This window comes from Flavobacterium luteum (assembly GCF_008806775.1).
Taxonomy (GTDB): domain Bacteria; phylum Bacteroidota; class Bacteroidia; order Flavobacteriales; family Flavobacteriaceae; genus Flavobacterium; species Flavobacterium luteum.
Genome location: NZ_WAEM01000006.1, coordinates 65174 through 86286, shown reverse-complemented (window position 1 = coordinate 86286; position 21113 = coordinate 65174). Strand labels below are relative to the sequence as shown.

Genomic DNA, 21113 nt, shown 5'->3' with positions numbered 1-21113 from the left:
ATTTATAGCGTATTTTATTGTGAATTCTACCCAAAATTCTATGAATAAACGTTTTAACCTCAAAATATATTCAAAATTATTATTTTTGATTATAACCACAAGTTGTCTCTTTTTTCTACTTTATATTTTTCTTTACGTTTATACAATTCAACAAGAAAAAGAGGTTTATAAGACTACAAACACTCAATTTAGTACTGAAGTAGTCACTTTATCTCAATTGAATTCTAAAACTCATTTGGCAACCCTAAACGATGTAACGTTTTGGGATGGTTTGTATGATTTTGCAAAAATAAAAGATATTAGTTGGTATAATCAATTCGTTGTTGAAGAATTTAAATCGTACGAAATTGATTATGTAGGAGTTTATAATTTATCTAATGAGTTTATTGTCAAGACATCGACTTCAAAAATTAAAACAGAAAATTTTATTCCAAAACAAGTCTTAACTGATTTATATTCTAAAAAAGTTTCACAGTTTTACATGAGAATTCCTGAAGGAATCATTGAGGTTTTTGGAGCAACAATACATCCATCTGATGATCCTAAAAAGAATAAGCACAAACCTTCGGGCTATTTTATTATGGCTAGACTTTTAGATAAAAACTATTTTAATAATCTTCAAAAAATTAGTAGTTCTCAAGCAAGTTTAGTTTACAATGATACAGACACTATTACTGATAAGGATAACGTAACTAAAGTTTTAGTACTAAAAGATTGGGGCAATAAAGTAGTTTCTGAAATAGTTTTTAAAAGACCATTTAATTTAGATTTTAGAAGTACAAAAAAAATACTATCTATTATTATACTTGCGTTTATTTTAAACATTATAATATATCTGTATTATTCAAGAAAGTGGATGTACGAACCTCTAAAAACGATTACAAATATTTTAGAAACAGGAAATGAGGAAGCAATAAAAGTTTTAAAGAAATCACCTGGTGAGTTTGGTTATATAGGAAATCTCTTTGAGGAAAATAGCAATCAGAAGAGACAATTGTTAATTGCAAAGCAAAAAGCAGAAGAAAGCGACAAACTTAAATCGTCATTTTTAGCTAATGTATCTCACGAAATTAGAACTCCAATGAATGCTATTATTGGTTTTAGTGATTTATTAAATGATTCTACTTTAAGTAAAAATGATAAATCAGAATATTTACAAATTATTCGTAATAGTGGGAGTAATTTGGTTTCTATTATAGAAGATCTCCTTGAAATGTCTAAGATTGATGCCAACCAAATTTCACCTAAATTAGTAGGTTTTGATTTAAATAAATGCTTGCATGACTTATATGACACCATAAAAGTGACCATTCCAGCAGAGAAAAACATTGATTTTTATGTTATTGATAATCCTAATCCTATTACAAAAAATATACTCTCTGATGAAGTTAAGCTAAAACAAATCATTACTAATTTAATTACAAATGCCATTAAATATACTAATAATGGAAAAGTAGGTTTTGGCTATGTAGTCCATGAAAAAGAAAAATTCTTAGAAATTACAGTAAGAGATTCTGGAATTGGGATTGACAAGAAAAATGTTAGTGTAATTTTCGATCGTTTCAGAAGAATTGAAGACGATTTTTCAGTAGAATTGAGTGGTTTAGGCCTTGGATTGGCTATATGTAAAGCATATGTAGAAATGTTGGGGGGTACAATTCAAGTAGAATCGACTGTTGGGGAGGGTTCAACTTTTATATTTTCAATACCGTTAAAATATGATAAGAATAACTTACCAAAGAAGCCAGATGAAGAAATTGTAAATGATATCGAAACAAATAGTGATATAGTGATATTGATTGCCGAGGATGATAATATTAATTTCTTACTACTAAAAAAGATTCTTGAATTAAAGAATTATACTACAATAAGAGCAGTAAACGGTCAGGAAGCGGTAACTATATGTTCAACAAATCCAGCTATTGATTTAGTATTTATGGATATTAAAATGCCAGTTATGGATGGATACACTGCCTTTGATAAAATTAAAGTTTTTTTACCCAATCTCCCAGTTATAGCTCAAACTGCTCATTCATCATCAGAAGATAAAGAGCGAGTTCTACAAGCTGGTTTTACAGATTATATCACAAAACCTTTAGATAAAGAAAAGATATTTGAACTGTTGGATGATTTATTTCGAAAGGATAAAAAGTAGTATTGAATATTTATACTGATTTTTATTTTTTATTTTTTATATTCGTTTAAAATATTTTTTAGAAACGCTAATGACCATTAAAAAAACATATCCAAAAATTTTATTTTTGATTTTTTCGTCTAGTATTTTTTTTATTTTTCTTTATTCTGCTCTTTTTTATTATACTACTCAAGTAGAACAACAAGTTTATACGAACTCAAAAAATCAGTTTCAAAATGAAGTTGATAAATTATTTGTTCTAGATTCTAAGCCAATTCGAGTTGCAATAAATAATGATACAAACTGGGACGAGTTTGTAAATTTTTTTAAAACTAAAGATTCAGTATGGTATAATGAAACTATTGGTAATGAATTAGAAATATATAATGCAGATTATTTAGGAGCTTATGATGTAGATAATAAATTTATTATTAATGCCTCTTCCTCTAAAATAAAATCAACTAATTTTATCCCTAAACAAGCTATAAAAAATCTTAATAAAGGAGGAATAAATAGGTTTTATTTAAAAATCCCTGAAGGTTTGGCAGAAGTAATTGGTGCATCAGTTCATCCTTCAGACGATCCATTGAAAACAAAAACAAAGCCCTCTGGGTATTTTTTTGTAGTTAGACTTTTAGATAATAGCTTCATTGAAGATTTAGAAACCTTAACAAGCTCAGAAATTGAATTTACTTCTAAAAAAGTTGAGTCTGAAATAGGAGGGCATAAAATTTATGCAAATATTGAATTAAAAGATTGTCAGAATAAAAACATAACTAAGTTAATGTTTATAAGAAATTTCGATGTTTATTTTGACAACACAATTACCATTTTATATATTATTATTTTAGCTTTTATTATAAATTTAGTTGTTAATCTAATAATGACTAGAAAATGGCTTTATTTTCCTTTAGAATTAATGACAAGAGTGCTTGAAACTGGAAATAAAAAAGCTATAAAAGAATTAAAAAACACTTCTGGCGAATTTAGTTATATTGGAAATCTTTTTGAAGAAAACAGCAATCAAAAAATAGAATTAATAAAATCAAAAATACGTGCTGAAGAAGGGGATAGGCTTAAAGCATCATTTTTAGCCAATTTATCGCATGAGATTAGAACTCCAATGAATGCAATCAATGGTTTTACTGATTTATTAATTAATACAGAATTAAATGAAAAAGAAAAATTAGAGTATTTAAAAGTAATTGATAAAAGCGGCAAAAATTTGGTTTCAATTATTGATGATCTTATAGAAATGTCTAAGATAGATTCCAATCAAATTACTCCAAATTATACAAATATAAATTTAGAATCCTGTATTAGCGAATTGTATGAGACAATAAAGATTACTATTCCAAAAACTAAAAAAATTGAATTTAAATTACTCGATAATCTCAAACCCGTTCCTTATAATATTATTACCGATGAAACTAAATTAAAACAAATCATTGTTAATTTGGTTACAAATGCCATTAAATTTACCGATGAAGGATATGTTGCATTTGGTTATACTGTAGATGATAAAAACGAAAAAATTATTTTTAAAATTAAAGACACTGGTCTTGGAATTGACAAAGAAAATCACAAACATATTTTTGATCGATTTAAAAGAGTAGAAAGTGATGTTTCTATAAAAGTTGGTGGTTTAGGTCTAGGCCTAGCAATATCAAAAGCATATGTAGACATGATGGGCGGAACAATAACTTTAGAATCTAAAGTTGAAAAAGGATCAGTATTTTCATTTTCAATTCCTTTAATATATGATAAAGTTCAAAAAATAGTAGTACAATCAATTAACACTATTGGCGTTTCTAAAGGGGAAGAAGATGGAACAATATTAATTGCAGAAGATGATAATTTAAATTTCTTATTGTTTCAAAAGATAATGCAACTCAAAAATTATAAAATAATAAGAGCAGTTAACGGACTAGAGGCAGTTGAGTTTTGTATCAATAATTCAAATATTGATTTGGTATTAATGGATATTAAAATGCCCGTTATGAATGGATTTGAAGCTTTAGAAAAAATTAAAGCAATAAGACCAGAGTTAACTGTTGTTGCACAAACAGCTTATTCATCTAGCGATGATGAAGAGAGAATATTTAAAGCAGGTTTTTATAATTATATTACTAAACCTATTAATAGAGAAAAATTATTTGAAATAATTGATCAGGTGTTTTTAGGTAAAAATAAAGGATCATAATGCAAAAATAGTTGCTAAACAGTAATAGGTATTATTTTTTTATTGGAATTAGAGACAGTTTGACGAAGTAGTTTTATCAAACTTTTTTATTATATAAAAGCCATCAAATAAAAACAATGTTGGTCTAGTATAAGCAAAAATTAAGGATATGATTAAATATAATATTTCTAAATGCATTTAAAAAAGATGAGCTTGAACAGGATTAATATGTAGATTTATTTAGTTTTAGGCATAATACTGAAAAATAGCCTATATAATTATAATGTTATTCCATTAGGCTTAAAGAAAGTTTTATAAAATTATTTTTATCAAAATTTTTTATTGTGTGAAAGTTATAAGTAAACGTTGTTTGCTTTTAAAACCAAAATAATAAATAGTAATACTGGTTTCTAAAATTACTAACTGTTCGTTAATAATAAATCTAGTAAATAAGTTAATTAATTTTTTTCAGGAAATTCTTTTTGAATTCCAAACTATTAAAACTTTTATTAGTTTGTATTGAGAATATAATTTATTATAAAACAAGATACATTTAATTGTAAAAAAAAACTCTCCATATAATTTGGAGAGTTTTTTTATATGTTGAAATTGTAGAATTTACAATTTAGCTACATGCTTAGTTAATTTAGATTTTAGATTAGACGCTTTATTATCATGAATAATATTTTTCTTAGCTAATTTATCAATCATAGAAATTACACTCGATAATTTGCTAGAAGCATCTGATTTATCAGTAGCCAATCGTAGCGCTTTAATTGCATTACGAGTAGTTTTATGCTGATAACGATTCAATACTCTTCTTTTCTCGTTACTTCTAATTCTCTTTAATGCCGACTTATGATTTGCCATTTTATTCTTTTTTCTTAATTATTTTTTTAGTCCAAGATGAGAATAAACTCATTTAAATTAGAATAAAATTTTTATTCTAATTTAGAAGAACGAACCATTATTCTTCTAGTTATTCCATTTAAAAAAAATGAAATTTTGTAGCCCGTAGGGGAATCGAACCCCTCTTACATGGATGAAAACCATGCGTCCTAACCGATAGACGAACGGGCCATACTTCTCTAATGCGGATGCAAAAATACAACTATTTTCTAATCGTACAATAGTAGATGTAATTTTTTTTATTTTTTTTTTAATAGGCTTTCGCAAACAGCACTCTACCAGTAGATTCAGCCCCTGTATACATGCATTTACCTGACACTTCTACTCTATTTAAAGGAATGCACCTAATGGTTGCCTTTGTTAATTCCTTAATTTTCTCTTCAGTTTCTGCAGTACCATCCCAATGCGCTGCTACAAACCCCCCTTTATTTTCTAAAACTTCCTTAAACTCTTCAAAAGAATCTACTTCTGTAATATGATTTTCCCTATAATCTAATGCTTTGTCGAACAAATCTTTCTGAATTTGATCTAATAAATCATTGATATAGGATACAACACTATCTTTAGAAATTATTTCTTTAGATAGTGTATCTCTTCTCGCCACTTCAAAAGTTCCATTTTCTAAATCTTTAGGACCAACGGCAATTCGAACTGGAACGCCTTTCAATTCCCATTCGGCAAATTTAAAACCTGGTTTTTGAGTCGTTCTATTATCAAATTTTACTGCAATTTTAATCTTTTTAAATGCAGAAACTAATTCATTTACAACCTTAGAAATGATTTCTAATTCTTCATCTGTTTTAAAAATGGGTACAATAACTACTTGAATTGGAGCCAAATTTGGAGGCAAAACCAATCCTTTATCGTCTGAATGTGTCATAACCAAAGCCCCCATTAAACGAGTCGAAACTCCCCATGAGGTTCCCCAAACATATTCTTGTTTTCCTTCTGCATTGGCAAATTTTACATCAAATGCTTTGGCAAAATTCTGTCCTAAAAAATGCGAGGTCCCTGCTTGCAAAGCTTTCCCATCTTGCATTAATGCTTCTATGCAATAGGTTTCTTCTGCTCCTGCAAATCGCTCGGTCTCCGTTTTCAACCCTTTTATCACTGGAATTGCCATAAAATTCTCAACAAAATCAGCATAGACATGCATCATTTTTTCAGACTCTTCTATTGCCTCATCTTTAGTAGCATGAGCAGTATGGCCTTCTTGCCATAAAAATTCGGCAGTACGCAAAAACAAACGAGTTCTCATTTCCCAACGCACTACATTTGCCCACTGATTTATAAGCAAAGGTAAATCTCTATACGATTGGACCCATCCCTTATAAGTAGACCAAATAATGGCTTCACTAGTGGGACGAACTATAAGTTCTTCTTCTAATTTTGCATTTGGATCTACCATTAGTTTTCCTGGTTTGTCTGGATCGTTTTTTAATCTATAATGGGTAACAATTGCACATTCTTTTGCAAAACCTTCTGCATTTTTTTCTTCGGCTTCGAACATGCTTTTTGGAACAAACAGAGGGAAATAGGCATTGCTATGTCCAGTTTCTTTAAACATTCGGTCTAATTCGGCTTGCATTTTTTCCCATATAGCATATCCAGAGGGTTTAATAACCATACAGCCTCTTACGCCAGAGTTTTCAGCAAGATCTGCTTTTACAACTAGCTCGTTATACCATTTCGAATAATCTTCTGATCGTGTAGTAAGGTTCTTGCTCATATAAATAATTTGGCACAAATATTGTTTAACTTATTTTAACTAAATAGTTTGGCAAAACTAACTAATTTTGTAATGTCCAACAATAAAAAACCCATTGTTATGAAAACTAAATATTTTTCTCCCCTAAAATTTTCCATATATTTAGTATTCGGATTTTTTAGTATTTTTCTGTTTTCTTGCGTTTCGTATCAAAACTCTTCTTATTATGATAGTGATGGTGTATATGGTAACACCGAAAAACCAAGACCCAATACTGCCCAAGTAACACAAACTAGCCCTCAAAATAATGAGTATCAGAATTATTTTAATTCATTGCAAAATGATACTAATGAGCCTGAGGTAATTACTGATGTTGAAAATTACAACTCAAACATAACAAACGGACAACAAAATGAAAATCAAGGATATAATAATAGCTATGGCGGTTGGGGAAGCAATGTAAGTAATCCTAATATAAATATTTACACTTCCAATTGGGGATTGGGCTGGGGGTGGGATCCTTGGTTTGGAGGTAATTGGGGCATGGGATTAGGATGGGGCTGGAATTCTTGGTACGGTCCTAATTGGGGCTGGGGTTGGAATAATGGTTTTGGTTGGAACGCTGGTTGGGGTTGGAACGATTATTATGGAAATAATTGGTATGGAAATAACTGGTATGGAAACAGTTGGAACCACAACAATTATTATCATGCTAATGGAAGAAGAGATATTACAAATAGAAGTTCAAACGGCACATACAATTATAACAGCGGAAGTAATCGTTATTCAAATGATGTAAATAGAAGTTCAATTAATAGATTGTCTTCTCCTACTCCTAATTTTAATAATAGAGGAGTGAACAAAACAAATTCTACAAGAAATAATACTTCTAATACGAGAAACAACACCTATACGCCAAACAACAATATTACCCCTCAAAGAAATAATACATATACCACACCAACTAGAACAGAAAGTAATTCTACAAGAACATACAGTAATCCTAGTAATCAAAACAACACACCAACTCGGTCATATAGCCCAAGTTCGTCAGGAAGATCTAGTAGCGGAGGAGGATACAGCAGCGCTGGAAATACCAGTAGCTCAAATAGTAGTGGAGGAGGAAGATCATCTGGTGGTGGTGGTAGAAGATAAAAATCTAAATAAAAATGTTATATAATGATGAGACAACCATTTCAATCGTTAGACTATCATAAAAAATATTATTTATGAAAAAATTAATTACAATATTAATAATGGTGTTTTCTAATACTGTTGTTCATGCTCAGGGTTTAACAGAGGCATTGCTTTATTCAAAAGAAAGTTTAAACGGAACAGCTCGATTTCAAGCTATGAGTGGGGCGTTTGGAGCACTTGGAGGAGATTTTTCTGCAATAAATGTAAATCCAGCAGGAGCTGCGGTGTTTTCGAACAATCAATTGAGTTTTACTTTAAGTAATTTTAATATTAAAAATAATTCTGATTATTTAGGAACTTCAACAAGTTCAAACAATTCTAATTTCGATTTAAATCAAGCTGGAGTAGTTTTTGTTTTTAAAGATTATAATCCAAAAAATGATTGGAAAAAATTGGTTCTTTCTGTTAATTACGAAAACGTAAATAATTTTGATAATTCCTTATATTCATCAGGAAGAAATACTAATCATTCTATAGATCAGTATTTTTTAAGTTATGCTAATCCTAACTCAAGTATCGGACAAAGCGGTATTAATCTTGGTATTTTAGAAAATTCATTTTATGAAGACCTAAATTATATTGAACAGCAAGCCTTTTTAGGATATAACGGATACATCATAAATCCTGATAATCCTTCTAATGCAAACAACAATACTTACAATTCTAATGTTCCTACGGGTACATATAACCAACAAAATTACGTTGAATCTACTGGATACAACGGAAAATTAAATTTTAACATAGCCACTCAATATAAAGACAAATTTTATTTTGGTTTGAATTTGAATTCGCATTTTACAGATTTAAGGCAATCGAGTCGTTTTTATGAAAACAACTCTAATAGTACAAATTCAGGAGTCAGAAGTATCCGTTTTGATAATGATTTATATACGTATGGCTCAGGATTTTCTTTTCAATTGGGCGCAATTGCAAAAATTACTAGCGAATTTAGAGCAGGATTAACGTATCAATCTCCAACATGGTATCGTTTATTTGATGAATTGCAACAAACGTTAACTACTACTGGATATAATTATGGAAACCCGCCCAATCCAAATTTATCCTCTATAACGCCTGATTCAAATATAATAATTGTTTACCAACCCTATAGCCTTAGAGCTCCCGGAAAATGGACTGGCAGTTTAGCGTATGTTTTTGGTAAAAAAGGATTAATCAGTTTAGATTATACTCGTCGAGATTACAGCAACACTATTTTTACTCCCAGAAACGAATTTCAAACTCCAAACCAAATTTTGGCGAATGCATTGGATACAGCAGGAGAGCTTAGAATTGGAGCCGAATATAGAATTAAACAAGTTAGCTTAAGAGGTGGGTTTCGTAACGAACATAGTCCGTATAAAAATGGTAAAACAATTGGAGATTTAACTGGATTTTCTAGCGGATTAGGATACAATTTCGGAAATACCAAACTCGATTTGGCGTACTCTTATGCACATAGAAATTCTCAAAATTCATTTTTCTCACAAGGTTTTATTGATAGCGCAAACATTAGAACAAAAAACAATAACATTGTTATGACACTTTTGTTCGAACTGTAAAAACAGTTTTGAAATTCTAAAGAAAGATCATTGCAGATAGTAATGGTCTTTTTTTTGCTTGAAATAAAAACCACACTTCTTATTTTTAAAATCGATTCTGAAATAGCTTCATAAATATTCCCAAATCCTAGTGCTTCTTATGATAAAATGCGTAGTTTTGCACTCCAATTTTTAAGACTATGAGAACCAAATCGTTAAAGAAAAATAAAATCAACGTAATTACATTAGGATGTTCTAAAAATGTATATGACAGCGAAGTATTGATGGGACAATTGCGTGCCAGTGGAAAAGAGGTTGTACACGAAGAAGAAGGCAATATTGTAGTGATTAATACCTGTGGTTTTATTGATAATGCAAAAGCAGAATCAGTAAATATGATTTTAGAATATGCCGATAAAAAAGAACGTGGTTTAGTAGATAAAGTTTTTGTAACTGGATGTTTATCTGAAAGATACAGACCCGATTTAGAAAAAGAAATTCCGAATATAGACCAGTATTTTGGTACAACCGAGTTGCCTCAACTTTTAAAAGCATTAGGTGCCGATTATAAACATGAATTGTTAGGAGAAAGGCTCACAACTACTCCTAAAAATTATGCTTATCTAAAAATATCTGAAGGTTGCGACAGGCCTTGTAGTTTTTGTGCCATTCCTTTAATGCGAGGAAAAAATGTCTCGCAAACAATCGAAAAGCTCGTTAAAGAAGCAGAAGGATTGGCTAAAAACGGTGTAAAAGAATTGATTTTGATTGCTCAAGATTTGACCTATTATGGTTTAGATCTTTATAAAAAAAGAAATCTTGGCGAATTACTTGAAGCGTTAGTAAAAGTAGAAGGCATCGAATGGATTCGTTTGCACTATGCTTTCCCTACAGGTTTTCCTATGGATATCTTGGAGATCATGAAGCGTGAACCTAAAATTTGTAATTATATTGATATTCCGTTACAACACATATCAGATTCTATTTTAAAATCGATGCGTCGCGGAACTACGCAAGCCAAGACTACTAAACTATTAAAAGATTTCAGAGAAGCTGTTCCGGGAATGGCCATTCGTACCACTTTAATAGTTGGATATCCTGGAGAAACCGAAGAAGATTTTAATATTCTAAAAGATTTTGTTCAAGAAATGAAATTTGACAGAATGGGTTGTTTTGCCTATTCTCACGAGGAAAATACGCATGCTTATTTATTAGAAGATGATGTTCCTGATGAAGTAAAACAGGCTCGTGCTAATGAAATTATGGAATTACAATCGCAAATTTCATGGGATTTAAATCAGGAAAAAGTGGGCAAAACATTTAAATGTATTATAGATCGAAAAGAAGGCGGACATTTTGTAGGACGTACCGAATTTGATAGCCCAGATGTTGACAACGAGGTTTTAATTGATGCTTCGAAACATTATGTAAAAACAGGCGAATTTGTAATGATAAAAATTATCGAAGCTACCGAGTTCGATTTGTATGGCGAACCTATTTAATTATAAATCTATTGTGAAATTATTTTAAAAATTTAAATATGAAAACCATTCAAAAAATAATAACTTTTGTCTGTATTGTATTATCAGTAAGTTCTATTTCTGCACAATTTGGCAATAATGGTAGGGGCAACCAAAACAGAATGGGACAAATGAATAACGGAATGCCGAATCAAAACAATCAATCTGCTCCAAAAGAAGTTACTGTTGAAGTTACCGTTAGCAAAATAATAGAGAACCTAAAAAAAGAATTAACTTTAGATGAACTTCAGGTAATTGCGATATCAAATATCATGACCGAAAGCGTTAAAAAAAGTGATGTTTTAAGAAAAAAGGAAATGCCGCAAGAAGATAAGATAAATGAGATGCAGGCTGAAGCAGAAGCTACTGATATGAAAATAATGTATTTATTGTACAAAAACCAGAAAGAAAAATACAGCGAATTGGTAAAAGAAAGAAAAAAAAGATTTGAAGCCTTTTCTGATAAAAGGAACCGATAATTAAACTAATTTTAGAAAAAAAAAGCTCCAAATCATAACGATTTGGAGCTTTTTTTTACAAGCCTATTTATAGTATATTAGAAAGAATAGGTAGTTCCTAATAAAATATAAGCATTTGATTTTGAATCAAGACCATCACTATCTTTGAACTGATTTTCAGAAGCACTGTCTAATCTAACCTCAGGAATAATTGTTAAATTACCTACTTTATAATTTAATGATAAAGTGTTAGCTAATATACTAATCCCGTCTGGAGTTTCAGTCAATACTTTGTCACGGTTAAAATATTCTAATCTGTAAGCTAAACTAAGATTTGCTTTTGGAGCATAACTAGCATAACCAACTAATGAATACCAATTTGCATCTAACTTACTATCAACATCATCTGTTAACATTCTATAAGTTCCGTTGAAACCTAAACTAAATTTATCATTTATCTTTTTAGATGCAACAACGTCTATTTGAGTTGCGTTTGTAGTTGAAATTGGATTCATACTTCCTGAGGTTACATTCAAATAAGCACTCCCTGAATCTGCTACATAACCAATTTGACCAATAAAAGTTTTTTGAGTAGACTCAGCTTCTATAGCTCTTTTAAAATCTGTTGGGTTAGAAACTCCCGCCATAAAGCTAAACTTTCCTGATGTATATATTGCCTTAACACCAGTATTGAAGAACGGTCCATTTGTAAATGCATATGACATACTGTAGTTTTTATTGTCAACTGCGTCTACTAATTCGTATCCTATGTGAGTTCCAAAACTACCAGCAACGATTTTAAAACTACTTGAAACATCATATGTAAAAGTCAATTGTTTAATCATAAATGAAGTTGCGCCATCATTGTATGTAAACTCTGCTGCTCTTTGTCCAAATCCTAAATCGACAAAAACAGAAGCTTTTCCCATTTTATGAGTTGCTTCTATAGAAGCCATTCCTAATTCATAAGAATTATGAGAATTTGTAAAACTAGTTAGACCATTTCCTTGTTGATCTGAGAAATCGTATTTATAATACATATCCGCAGAACCAGCAAATGTTGTTGCTGTTGGCGTATCCTGTGCAAATGTCATGTTAGTCGTTAGCGCTAAAGCTAAAATAAGTAATACTTTTTTCATTTTTAATTTAATTTAGTTTATATTTTTTTTAATTGTGAAAAACAACATTTAATTTGTCAATCACATCGCAAACATAAATGTTTTTACAATACCCTATGTTTTTTTAGGGTATATTTACTTTATTTTTATATTTTAAACAAAAATACCTTAAAAAAAATAGGGTATTGTGTTTTAAAAATTAAAAAAATCAAGATTTAATATTCTATAAAATCAATTTTTTTACTGGAAACAAATTCCAATTTTAAAAAATTAACTATTATTAAGTATGAATTAACTTATTCTTAACCACTACTTAGTTGCAAAAGGAGTTCTTTATTAGTATTTTAGCTTCATGACAAAAGCACTGAAAATACTGTACTTATTAATCATTTTCATTTTTTCTTTAGTTTGGATACATGATACGTTTTCCTCTATTAAAGATATTATTGAAAATCCGCCTTATGAGTTAACTGAAAACTTTATGGGTAATGAAGCTGAAAATTCAGTAGAGCTATTTTGGGAAGAATCAATTCAGTTTTTCATGTTATCATCTATTTTTGTTATATTAATGCCACTTTTGATTTTTAGCATTAAAGAAATTGAATTGGAAGTTACTAATCCACCACCAGAATTGTTTATAGGAATACCTTAAAATAATTTCACCCAGCATTCAATTATTCAAATAATACAAAATCATGAAAAAAACATTAGTACTAATACTATTATCTATAAGCGCTCCATTTTTTGGTCAAACCGATGAAATCGTAAAACACAATGGAGAAAAAACCGAAGTAAATTTTATAAAAACCGAAAATAGCATAATTTACTATTCATTACCAGGAAACTTTGAAGAGAAAAAAATTAGTAAATACGCTGTAGCGCTATTGAATTCTAAATCAAAAAAAAGCTCACAAATTATCACTGAAAAAATTCAGATTTCAACAAAATCAGATTCTAAAAAAATTATTGTTTTGAAACCATCTGAAACTTTTGGACTCGAAAAAGCAGATATTATTAACCTTTTTCCAGCTTTAACAAAAGGACAAACTGCACAATTAGCAAAAGAACTAGCTGAAAAAAGATTGAAAGAAAAAGCAGCAGCTAAAGGTTATCCATTTATTGTTATTGAAGCAAACAATCAAAATGAATTAAAAGCAACTGCTTATAAGTATTAAGTAAATCTATACATATTATTTCCAAAAAAGCAGTTATCTCTAAATTGATGGCTGCTTTTTAGTTATCCCTAAATTCTATTCATAGGTTAGAGTTGTGCCAACAACCAAGAATTGTTTTCCAAATGGCTCTAAATTAGTTGTACTAGCAGTAGCATTATAAGTATAATTTAACCAAATTGGTATGATAAAGTGCTTACCTATTTTAAAATCTTTGGATAGTTTACAGCCTAAATTCACAAATGAAGGCTTATCATAATCTGCATAGGTGTAATACCTCGCTTTATTATTAACCACAAAACCAATTACCGGAGCCACTTCAATCATTAATGGTGCTTCATATGTATAACCAAATTCTATATAGGTAGTGAAATTTTGTTTGCCCTTTTCATCATTTTCATCTTTATATCTGAAATCATTACCCGCAATCAAGGTGCTTAATGTAGCCCAAAAAGGTAATTTTCTTTCAGAAAAATCAAACAAAAACTGTAGATCTAAAGATTGAGAACCATCATTACCAAAATTAAAAAACTCATTTGAAACCCCCTCTTGTCTATCAGTTGATGGCCAGTAATAATCTTGTAGTGATACTGTAAAATAATCTGTAGGAGAATAATTAAAAACTAAATCTAATTCTTGATACCCTTTTGAAGCTCCATTTTTATCATAATATTCTTTTTTAAAATTTGATGTTGTCCAAAAACCAACAGAAAACTTGTCGTTAATAGTATAATTGCCATAGAGTTGTAAAACTGGGTAATCTCCGCCCCAAGATTGGCCTCTCCAGATATATCTTGAAGCTAAATCCACATTTATATCCCAATTGCCTTTTATTGTATCAACAGTCTCAATCTTTTGGCTGGGTGGATTTGATGCGAAATCATTTTGTGAAAAAACAACTATTGAAAATAAAATTAATAATAAAGTTAGAAATCCTTTACTCCTATAGGGATGATGAATGGTATTAATCATTTATACATTCTTAAAATTATAATACTTTTTGATTTAAACAATTATAAGCTATTGCTTTGGCATACTAGACAATCTAGCCAATTCTAAATCAGGTTGCGCTACTTTGTATATTTTCATGTACATGTTGGTTTTCGTGTCAAAAACCCCTTCTAAAACATGAATTTTATCTGCTAGCAATACATTTAAATGTTCCATATCACGACACATTACATCGGCTTCTATATCAAAGCTTCCAGAAACTAAAGCTAGAAAACTAATTTCAGGTAACTTTGTAAGTTCTTCAAAAATAGTGTTCATATATGTTTTTGGCTTTACCGAAATTAAAATACTGGCATAAGCATTAAAACCTATTTTATTTGGATCTACTCTACCTATAATCTTTATCGTTCCATCCTCAATCAAATTAATGTATCGATGCCTTATCGTGCTTACAGCAACATTTATTTCTTTAGAAATTTCAGTAAAAGACATTCTTCCGTCTTTTTGTAATAATTTTAAAATTTGATAGTCTAATTCATCGTTAAGAACACTCATATTGTTTGTTGTTTGCCATAAAAATAAGAAATAAAACAATTACTTTTATAAAGATTTAATTTTAGAGTTAAATTTTTTAATACGTTTTTTGTAAATAAATTTAAAAAACATAATATTATTTGTAAATCTATTCGTTTTTTTAATATTATTATCGATATATTACTTTTATTTTACAATATATTGTATATTTGAATTTTAAAATTATTTATCATGAAATACAACGAAGTACAAAACTTTATAAACGGAGCTTTTAAATCAGGAAGCACAACTAAAACTCATTCAGTTATTTCACCTTTAGATGGTGGAGAATTGTCAAATTTCAAAGAATCTTCTATGGATGACTTGAATGAAATTGTAATTGCTGCTCAAAAAGCTCAAAAAGCATGGCAAAAAGTAACCTTAAAAGAAAGAGTTCAAGTTTTATACAGATACAGACAGTTATTAGAAAAAAATAGTGTAGAACTTACTGAAATTATATACCAAGAAAACGGTAAAATTCATAGCGAAGCCAAAGCAGAAATTGATAAAGCTATAGAACTTACTGAATTTGCATGTTCACTACCCCAATTCGTTAATGGTGAAAATATGGAAGTAAGTAAGGGAGTCTATTGTTCTTCTACAAGGCATCCATTAGGAGTAGTAGCTTCGATAGCACCATTTAATTTTCCGAGTATGGTGCCACATTGGACTCTTGTAAATGCAATTGCTCTAGGAAATGCAATGATTTTAAAGCCTTCAGAATTAGTTCCTATCAGTAGTCAATATATTGCTAAATTGCTTAAAGAGGCTGGATTACCTGACGGATTATTCAATATCATTAACGGCACTCAATCTACGGTAGAAAATATATGCGATCATCCAGATATTAAAGCGGTTACTTTTGTAGGCTCGACTAAAGTAGCAAAAATAGTATATCAAAGAGCTAGCAACAATTTAAAGCAAGTACTTGCTTTGGGTGGTGCAAAAAACCATATTATTTTATTGCCAGACGCGCATCCAGACATGGCATCGTCTAATATTGTTGCCTCTATGAGTGGTTGCGCAGGACAAAGATGTATGGCAGCTGCTACGCTAATAGCAGTTGGTAATTGTGATGCCATTTTAGATAAATTGGTTGGAGATGCGCTTAAAATTCAGTGTGGTACTACATTAGGTGCTGTAATTTCAAAAGCTTCAAAAGAAAGAATTGAAAATTATATTACTGAAGCTGAAGAACAAGGTGCTAAAATTATTTTAGATGGACGAAATACTGTAGTTCCTGGAAAAGAAAATGGTTTTTATGTTGGCCCAACTATAATAGACCACGCTACCGCAGACATGCGTGTAGCAAAAGAAGAAATTTTCGGTCCAGTTTTAACTATAGTTCGTGTAAAAACTATTGATGAAGCTCTAGCTATTGAAAATGCAAATCCATACGGAAATGCTTGTTCGGTATTTACTCAAAGTGGTGGCTTAGCGAATTATGTTACTGAGAATGCTTCGGCTGGAATGTGTGGTGTAAACATAGGTGTTCCAGTTCCTAGAGAGCCTTTCGGTTTTGGAGGATGGAACGAATCGCGATTTGGCTCAGGCGATATTACTGGCAAAAGCTCCATAATTTTCTTTACCAAAGAAAAGAAAACAACAACCAAATGGAATCAGGAAGCTGGGGTCAATTGGATGAGTTAAAAAATTTGAAAAATAAAATCATATTTGAATGATTAAAAAAGTCATTTAGCAGATTTTGATTAATCAACAAACTTATTTGATATCCATCTTGTTTTTATTGAAATTCATCTAATTTTAAAATGAACAAATCGTATTTAAAAAAAGAATAGAGAATAGTCTGGCTGTCATTTTTTAGCTTTAGATGATAAAAATAAATTTGTAGGTTTCGCTTTAATTTGCAGCAGTTTTTCTTCATTTATTTCAAACAAGTTTATCACACAAGTTTTGTATCAAAAAATTGGGTTTTTAAGGGACGAGTTTACATACGGTTAAGACCTAAGTTTTAAAATAATTATAAAATTATAAATAAAAAAATGTTAAGTAAAGAACAAATAATAAGTGACAGTAAGCAATACAGTTTGTTTACTTGGGTTGCACAAAAAAACATTAACCCTATTGCTATTGAAAAAGCTGAAGGTGTCTATTTATATGAAGTTGGAGGAAAAAAAATTATAGATTTTTCTAGCGGATTAATGTCTGTAAATATTGGGCATGGCGATCAAAGAGTAACTGATGCCGTTGTAGATCAAATGCAAAAAGTGAGTTATGTTACTCCAGTATGTACTACCGAAATCCGAGCAAAATTATCTAAAAAACTAGCCGAAATTTGCCCTGGTGACTTAAACAAAGCTTTCTTTACTTTATGCGGAGCAACATCTGTTGATAATGCTATAAAATTAGCACGTTTATATACTGGTAAGCATAAAATTTTTGGAAGATACCGAGGATTTCATGGCGCTTCCTATGCAAGTATGACAGCTGGTGGCGATCCTAGAAAACTATATAGTGATGCGCAACAAGTACCAAATATGTTTCATCTCGATGATCCGTATGATTTTTATGGTTTAAGTGATCAAGATGAAGAAACTAGATTAAAATGGAGTTTAGATTCAGTAGAACGAATCATTCGTTACGAAGGCGGACACACAATTGCTGCTTTCATATTTGAAGGAGAAAGTGGTTCTTCTGGATGTTTGCATTATCCTAATGGCTATTTAAAAGGCATAAAAGCGTTGTGCGAAAAATATGATATACTATTTATTGCTGACGAAGTAATGAGTGGTTTTGGTAGAACAGGAAAATGGTTTGGATTTGAACATAGTGACATAGTTCCCGATATGATATGTATGGCAAAAGGACTAACTTCCTCATATTTACCACTAGGCTGTTTGATGGTATCTGATAAAATTGCAGCTAAGTATGATGATTCTCCGTTATGGCTTGGATTAACCTACAACTCACATCCAGTAGCTTTAGCAGCATCACTTGCTGTTATAAACATATATGAAAGTGATAATTTAATAGCAAACGCTAATAAAATGGCTTTATATATTGAGAAAAGAATTAATGAAATGAGAGCAAAACATCCTTCAATTGGAGAATTTAGAAATAAAGGATTACTAGGATGTCTTGATGTTGTAAAAAGTAAAAAACCGTATCAACTAATGGCTCCATTTAACGCAAATGCCACTGAAATGGAAGTGATGAATAAAGTAGGAGCAAAGCTAAGAGAGCTTGGACTCTATACTTTTGTTCGTTGGGGCTATATTTTTATTGCACCACCTTTAATTATAAATGAAGCTCAAATTGATGAAGGATTGGCTATTATTTCTGAAGCATTAAGTATTGCTGATGAATATGTAATTTAGAAATTTTTAATATCTTATTAAATACAAAACAATAAACCACCCGTTAGGGTGGTTTATTGTTTTGTATAAATAACTTCAAAACTACATCTCATTTATTTTCTTCACTTCTTTATGCAATCTATTGGCTAAATTTTCATCAACATTTACCAATGGTAATCGTACTGTGTTTTCAGACAAACCTAATGATTTAAATATTTCTTTAATTCCTGCAGGATTTCCTTGTTCAAAAATCATATCAATGCTATCCATTAGTAAATAATGTAATTGGTAAGCTTCCTGAACTTTATTATTCAATGCCAATTTCACCATATCAGAAGTTTGCTTAGGAAAGCCTTCTCCTATTACCGATATTACTCCACTTCCACCTGCAAAAATAATGGGCAAGGTCGCAATATCATCACCAGAAATAACCAAGAAATCTTTTGGTTTGTATTTAATTAATTTCATGGCTTGAGGTATATCACCAGCAGCTTCTTTTATAGCAACAATATTTTTAAAATCATTTGCTAAGCGAATCACTGTAGATGGCAATATATTACTTGCTGTTCTTCCAGGAACATTGTATATAATAATAGGAATCGATGATGCTTGGGCAATAGCTTTGAAGTGTTGGTAAATTCCTTCTTGTGTAGGTTTATTATAATATGGCGATACAGAAAGTATAGCTATAAATGGAGATAAATCTCTGTTTTGTAATTCTGTAACGACCTGACGAGTATCATTTCCTCCAACCCCAAGTACTAATGGCAATCTACCATTATTAGCATCAATAATAGTTTTTATAACTACTTCTTTTTCCTGTATGTCAAGTGTAGCATTTTCGGCAGTAGTTCCTAAAATTACCAAATAATCAATTCCGTTTTCTATTTGATATTGAACGATTTTTTTTAGAGCTTCAACATCTACAGAAAAATCTTTTTTAAATGGTGTAACTAGTGCAACTCCAGTACCTATTAATGATTGCATATTATATTTTGTTTAATATTTTTAGATATTTAAATAACTCTTCGATGAATATCTTATAGTTTTCGGCATTTGTATGAATCATAAAATGATTCAGTTTTTTATCAATTGATGCAAACCCTACTTTAAAAATCGCTTTTGATTGATTGGAAACTAAAAGTAAAGCAGATTTTTCGGTATCGTAGTAGTTTATTAGCAAATCGAACTTTTTTGCCACAAAATCCTTTACTTCCGATTTTTCGAAAGTTGCTGTCCAACTTAAGTCTTTATGACTAAATGTAGGATAATCAAAAACTTCATTCTTTTTTATTTTATCTTTAAAAACCAGTATCTGAATACTACTTTCAATAATTCCATTATTAACTAATTCCTGAACCAAAGCTTCTTTCTCGTAAAAATAGGTTTCATCAAATACAATTCCAACAGTTTTTATTGTTGCAGCAGACGAAATATTCTTTACATTTGACAATGTATTTTTAACTATATTTTTGGTAAAAAAATTCTTTAGGTGATTTAAAAACATACTATTTTTACTTGGGTTACAAAATTAATTAAATAAGTTACACTTTAGATGTCAAAATTAAAAAACTATACCGCATTATCTCAACATTTTGTTATATTCTTAACAACTTTCCTTTTTATATCTTGTGTACAACAAAAAATATTTGTAACCAAAATTGATGGCAAAGAAATTGGAGTTACAGATAATAATAAAGAAATTCCATTAATTGAAGAGTACATAAAACCCTATAGAGAGAATATAGACAAAGATTTAAATACAATATTAGCCTATGCCCCACAAACAATAGATAAAACTGGAGAATGGCAAACAACAATTGGGAATTTACTTGCCGATATTACGCTTCAAAGAAGCAATTTGATTTTTAATTCTAGAGAAAAAAAAGATATTGATATTTGTTTGCTGAATCATGGCGGAATACGTTCTATAATTTCTAAAGGTAATGTAACTGCTAGAACAGCCTATGAAATTATGCCTTTTGAAAACAGCGCAGTTATTGTAGCATTAAAAAGTGATCAAATTAATGAAATTGTAAATTATATAATTGCAGAAAAAAAACCGCATCCGATATCAGGATTAACTTTTATTATTGATAAAGATAAAGTTGCAAATACAATACTAATTAAAGGAAAACCTTTAGATAATGAAAAAATATATTATGTTGTAACATCAGACTATTTGTCAAATGGTGGAGATAATATGAGTTTTTTTAAAAAGGGAATCAATTCTTATACTATTGATTACAAGCTTAGAAATATATTAATTGATTACTTTAAAGAAGTGGATACCATTCCAGTTATTACTGATAAAAGAATTAGTGTTGAATAAATAG

The 21113-nt window shown here is 30.0% G+C and carries 18 protein-coding genes and 1 tRNA gene; 11 read left to right on the top strand and 8 right to left on the bottom strand.

Annotated elements, in window-relative coordinates; translation table 11 throughout:
• The first annotated feature begins 85 nt into the window (after positions 1 to 85).
• Both F6464_RS11220 and F6464_RS11215 read left to right on the top strand, forming a co-directional pair.
• Positions 86 to 2155: an ATP-binding protein gene (locus tag F6464_RS11220; protein ID WP_191963376.1), complete on the top strand. Its 2070-nt coding sequence runs from the start codon at positions 86 to 88 to the stop codon at positions 2153 to 2155.
• Positions 2156 to 2261: 106 nt separating this feature from the next.
• A complete protein-coding gene (locus F6464_RS11215; RefSeq protein ID WP_225318073.1) occupies positions 2262 to 4337 on the top strand; it encodes an ATP-binding protein in 2076 nt (691 codons plus the stop codon).
• Between the two features lie 597 nt (positions 4338 to 4934).
• Here F6464_RS11215 and rpsT read toward each other — a convergent pair.
• From rpsT to proS, 3 genes are all read right to left on the bottom strand, one after another.
• Positions 4935 to 5186, bottom strand: coding sequence for a 30S ribosomal protein S20 (gene rpsT / locus F6464_RS11210; protein WP_151107904.1), 252 nt, complete (start codon positions 5184 to 5186; stop codon positions 4935 to 4937).
• 138 nt (positions 5187 to 5324) lie between these two features.
• Positions 5325 to 5396, bottom strand: a tRNA-Glu gene (locus F6464_RS11205).
• A gap of 79 nt (positions 5397 to 5475) precedes the next feature.
• Complete coding sequence (gene proS, locus F6464_RS11200) at positions 5476 to 6954, bottom strand: proline--tRNA ligase (protein WP_151107903.1); 1479 nt, start codon at positions 6952 to 6954, stop codon at positions 5476 to 5478.
• Positions 6955 to 7053: 99 nt separating this feature from the next.
• Here proS and F6464_RS11195 point away from each other — a divergent pair, with 99 nt between their 5' ends.
• The 4 genes from F6464_RS11195 (at position 7054) to F6464_RS11180 (ending at position 11667) form a co-directional block, all read left to right on the top strand.
• Positions 7054 to 8088, top strand: coding sequence for a hypothetical protein (locus tag F6464_RS11195; protein WP_151107902.1), 1035 nt, complete (start codon positions 7054 to 7056; stop codon positions 8086 to 8088).
• Positions 8089 to 8162: 74 nt separating this feature from the next.
• Entirely contained in the window at positions 8163 to 9689 is a 1527-nt protein-coding gene (locus F6464_RS11190) for an OmpP1/FadL family transporter (RefSeq protein WP_151107900.1), read from the top strand.
• Between the two features lie 179 nt (positions 9690 to 9868).
• Positions 9869 to 11170, top strand: coding sequence for a 30S ribosomal protein S12 methylthiotransferase RimO (gene rimO, locus F6464_RS11185; RefSeq protein WP_151107899.1), 1302 nt, complete (start codon positions 9869 to 9871; stop codon positions 11168 to 11170).
• Between the two features lie 38 nt (positions 11171 to 11208).
• The gene (locus F6464_RS11180; protein ID WP_191963375.1) at positions 11209 to 11667 is read left to right on the top strand and encodes a hypothetical protein; all 459 of its coding nucleotides are present in this window, start codon (positions 11209 to 11211) and stop codon (positions 11665 to 11667) included.
• 77 nt (positions 11668 to 11744) lie between these two features.
• On the opposite strand, the gene F6464_RS11175 is transcribed toward F6464_RS11180, so the two are convergent.
• Positions 11745 to 12785: an outer membrane beta-barrel protein gene (locus tag F6464_RS11175; RefSeq protein ID WP_151107898.1), complete on the bottom strand. Its 1041-nt coding sequence runs from the start codon at positions 12783 to 12785 to the stop codon at positions 11745 to 11747.
• Between the two features lie 331 nt (positions 12786 to 13116).
• Here F6464_RS11175 and F6464_RS11170 point away from each other — a divergent pair, with 331 nt between their 5' ends.
• The gene (locus tag F6464_RS11170) at positions 13117 to 13416 is read left to right on the top strand and encodes a hypothetical protein (RefSeq protein ID WP_151107897.1); all 300 of its coding nucleotides are present in this window, start codon (positions 13117 to 13119) and stop codon (positions 13414 to 13416) included.
• Positions 13417 to 13459: 43 nt separating this feature from the next.
• Positions 13460 to 13939, top strand: coding sequence for a hypothetical protein (locus F6464_RS11165; RefSeq protein ID WP_151107896.1), 480 nt, complete (start codon positions 13460 to 13462; stop codon positions 13937 to 13939).
• Positions 13940 to 14014: 75 nt separating this feature from the next.
• Here F6464_RS11165 and F6464_RS11160 read toward each other — a convergent pair whose 3' ends face one another.
• Together F6464_RS11160 and F6464_RS11155 are read right to left on the bottom strand one after the other, a co-directional pair.
• Positions 14015 to 14908, bottom strand: a complete 894-nt coding sequence (locus F6464_RS11160; RefSeq protein ID WP_151107895.1) for a hypothetical protein — start codon at positions 14906 to 14908, stop codon at positions 14015 to 14017.
• A 48-nt stretch (positions 14909 to 14956) separates the two neighbouring features.
• The gene (locus F6464_RS11155) at positions 14957 to 15442 is read right to left on the bottom strand and encodes an Lrp/AsnC family transcriptional regulator (RefSeq protein WP_151107894.1); all 486 of its coding nucleotides are present in this window, start codon (positions 15440 to 15442) and stop codon (positions 14957 to 14959) included.
• Positions 15443 to 15652: 210 nt separating this feature from the next.
• On the opposite strand from F6464_RS11155, the gene F6464_RS11150 reads away from it, so the two are divergent.
• On the top strand, positions 15653 to 17110 hold the full coding sequence (locus F6464_RS11150; protein ID WP_151107893.1) for a CoA-acylating methylmalonate-semialdehyde dehydrogenase: 1458 nt from the start codon (positions 15653 to 15655) through the stop codon (positions 17108 to 17110).
• Positions 17111 to 17463: 353 nt separating this feature from the next.
• Positions 17464 to 18798 carry an aminotransferase class III-fold pyridoxal phosphate-dependent enzyme gene (locus F6464_RS11145; protein WP_151107892.1) on the top strand — a complete coding sequence of 445 codons (1335 nt, stop codon included), beginning with the start codon at positions 17464 to 17466 and terminating at the stop codon, positions 18796 to 18798.
• An 81-nt stretch (positions 18799 to 18879) separates the two neighbouring features.
• On the opposite strand, the gene dapA is transcribed toward F6464_RS11145, so the two are convergent.
• Together dapA and F6464_RS11135 are read right to left on the bottom strand one after the other, a co-directional pair.
• A complete protein-coding gene (gene dapA, locus F6464_RS11140) occupies positions 18880 to 19764 on the bottom strand; it encodes a 4-hydroxy-tetrahydrodipicolinate synthase (protein WP_151107891.1) in 885 nt (294 codons plus the stop codon).
• 1 nt (position 19765) lies between these two features.
• Positions 19766 to 20284: a DUF6913 domain-containing protein gene (locus F6464_RS11135; RefSeq protein ID WP_151107890.1), complete on the bottom strand. Its 519-nt coding sequence runs from the start codon at positions 20282 to 20284 to the stop codon at positions 19766 to 19768.
• A gap of 48 nt (positions 20285 to 20332) precedes the next feature.
• Between F6464_RS11135 and F6464_RS11130 the strand changes: the two genes are divergently transcribed.
• On the top strand, positions 20333 to 21109 hold the full coding sequence (locus F6464_RS11130) for a 5'-nucleotidase C-terminal domain-containing protein (protein ID WP_151107889.1): 777 nt from the start codon (positions 20333 to 20335) through the stop codon (positions 21107 to 21109).
• Positions 21110 to 21113: the final 4 nt, after the last annotated feature.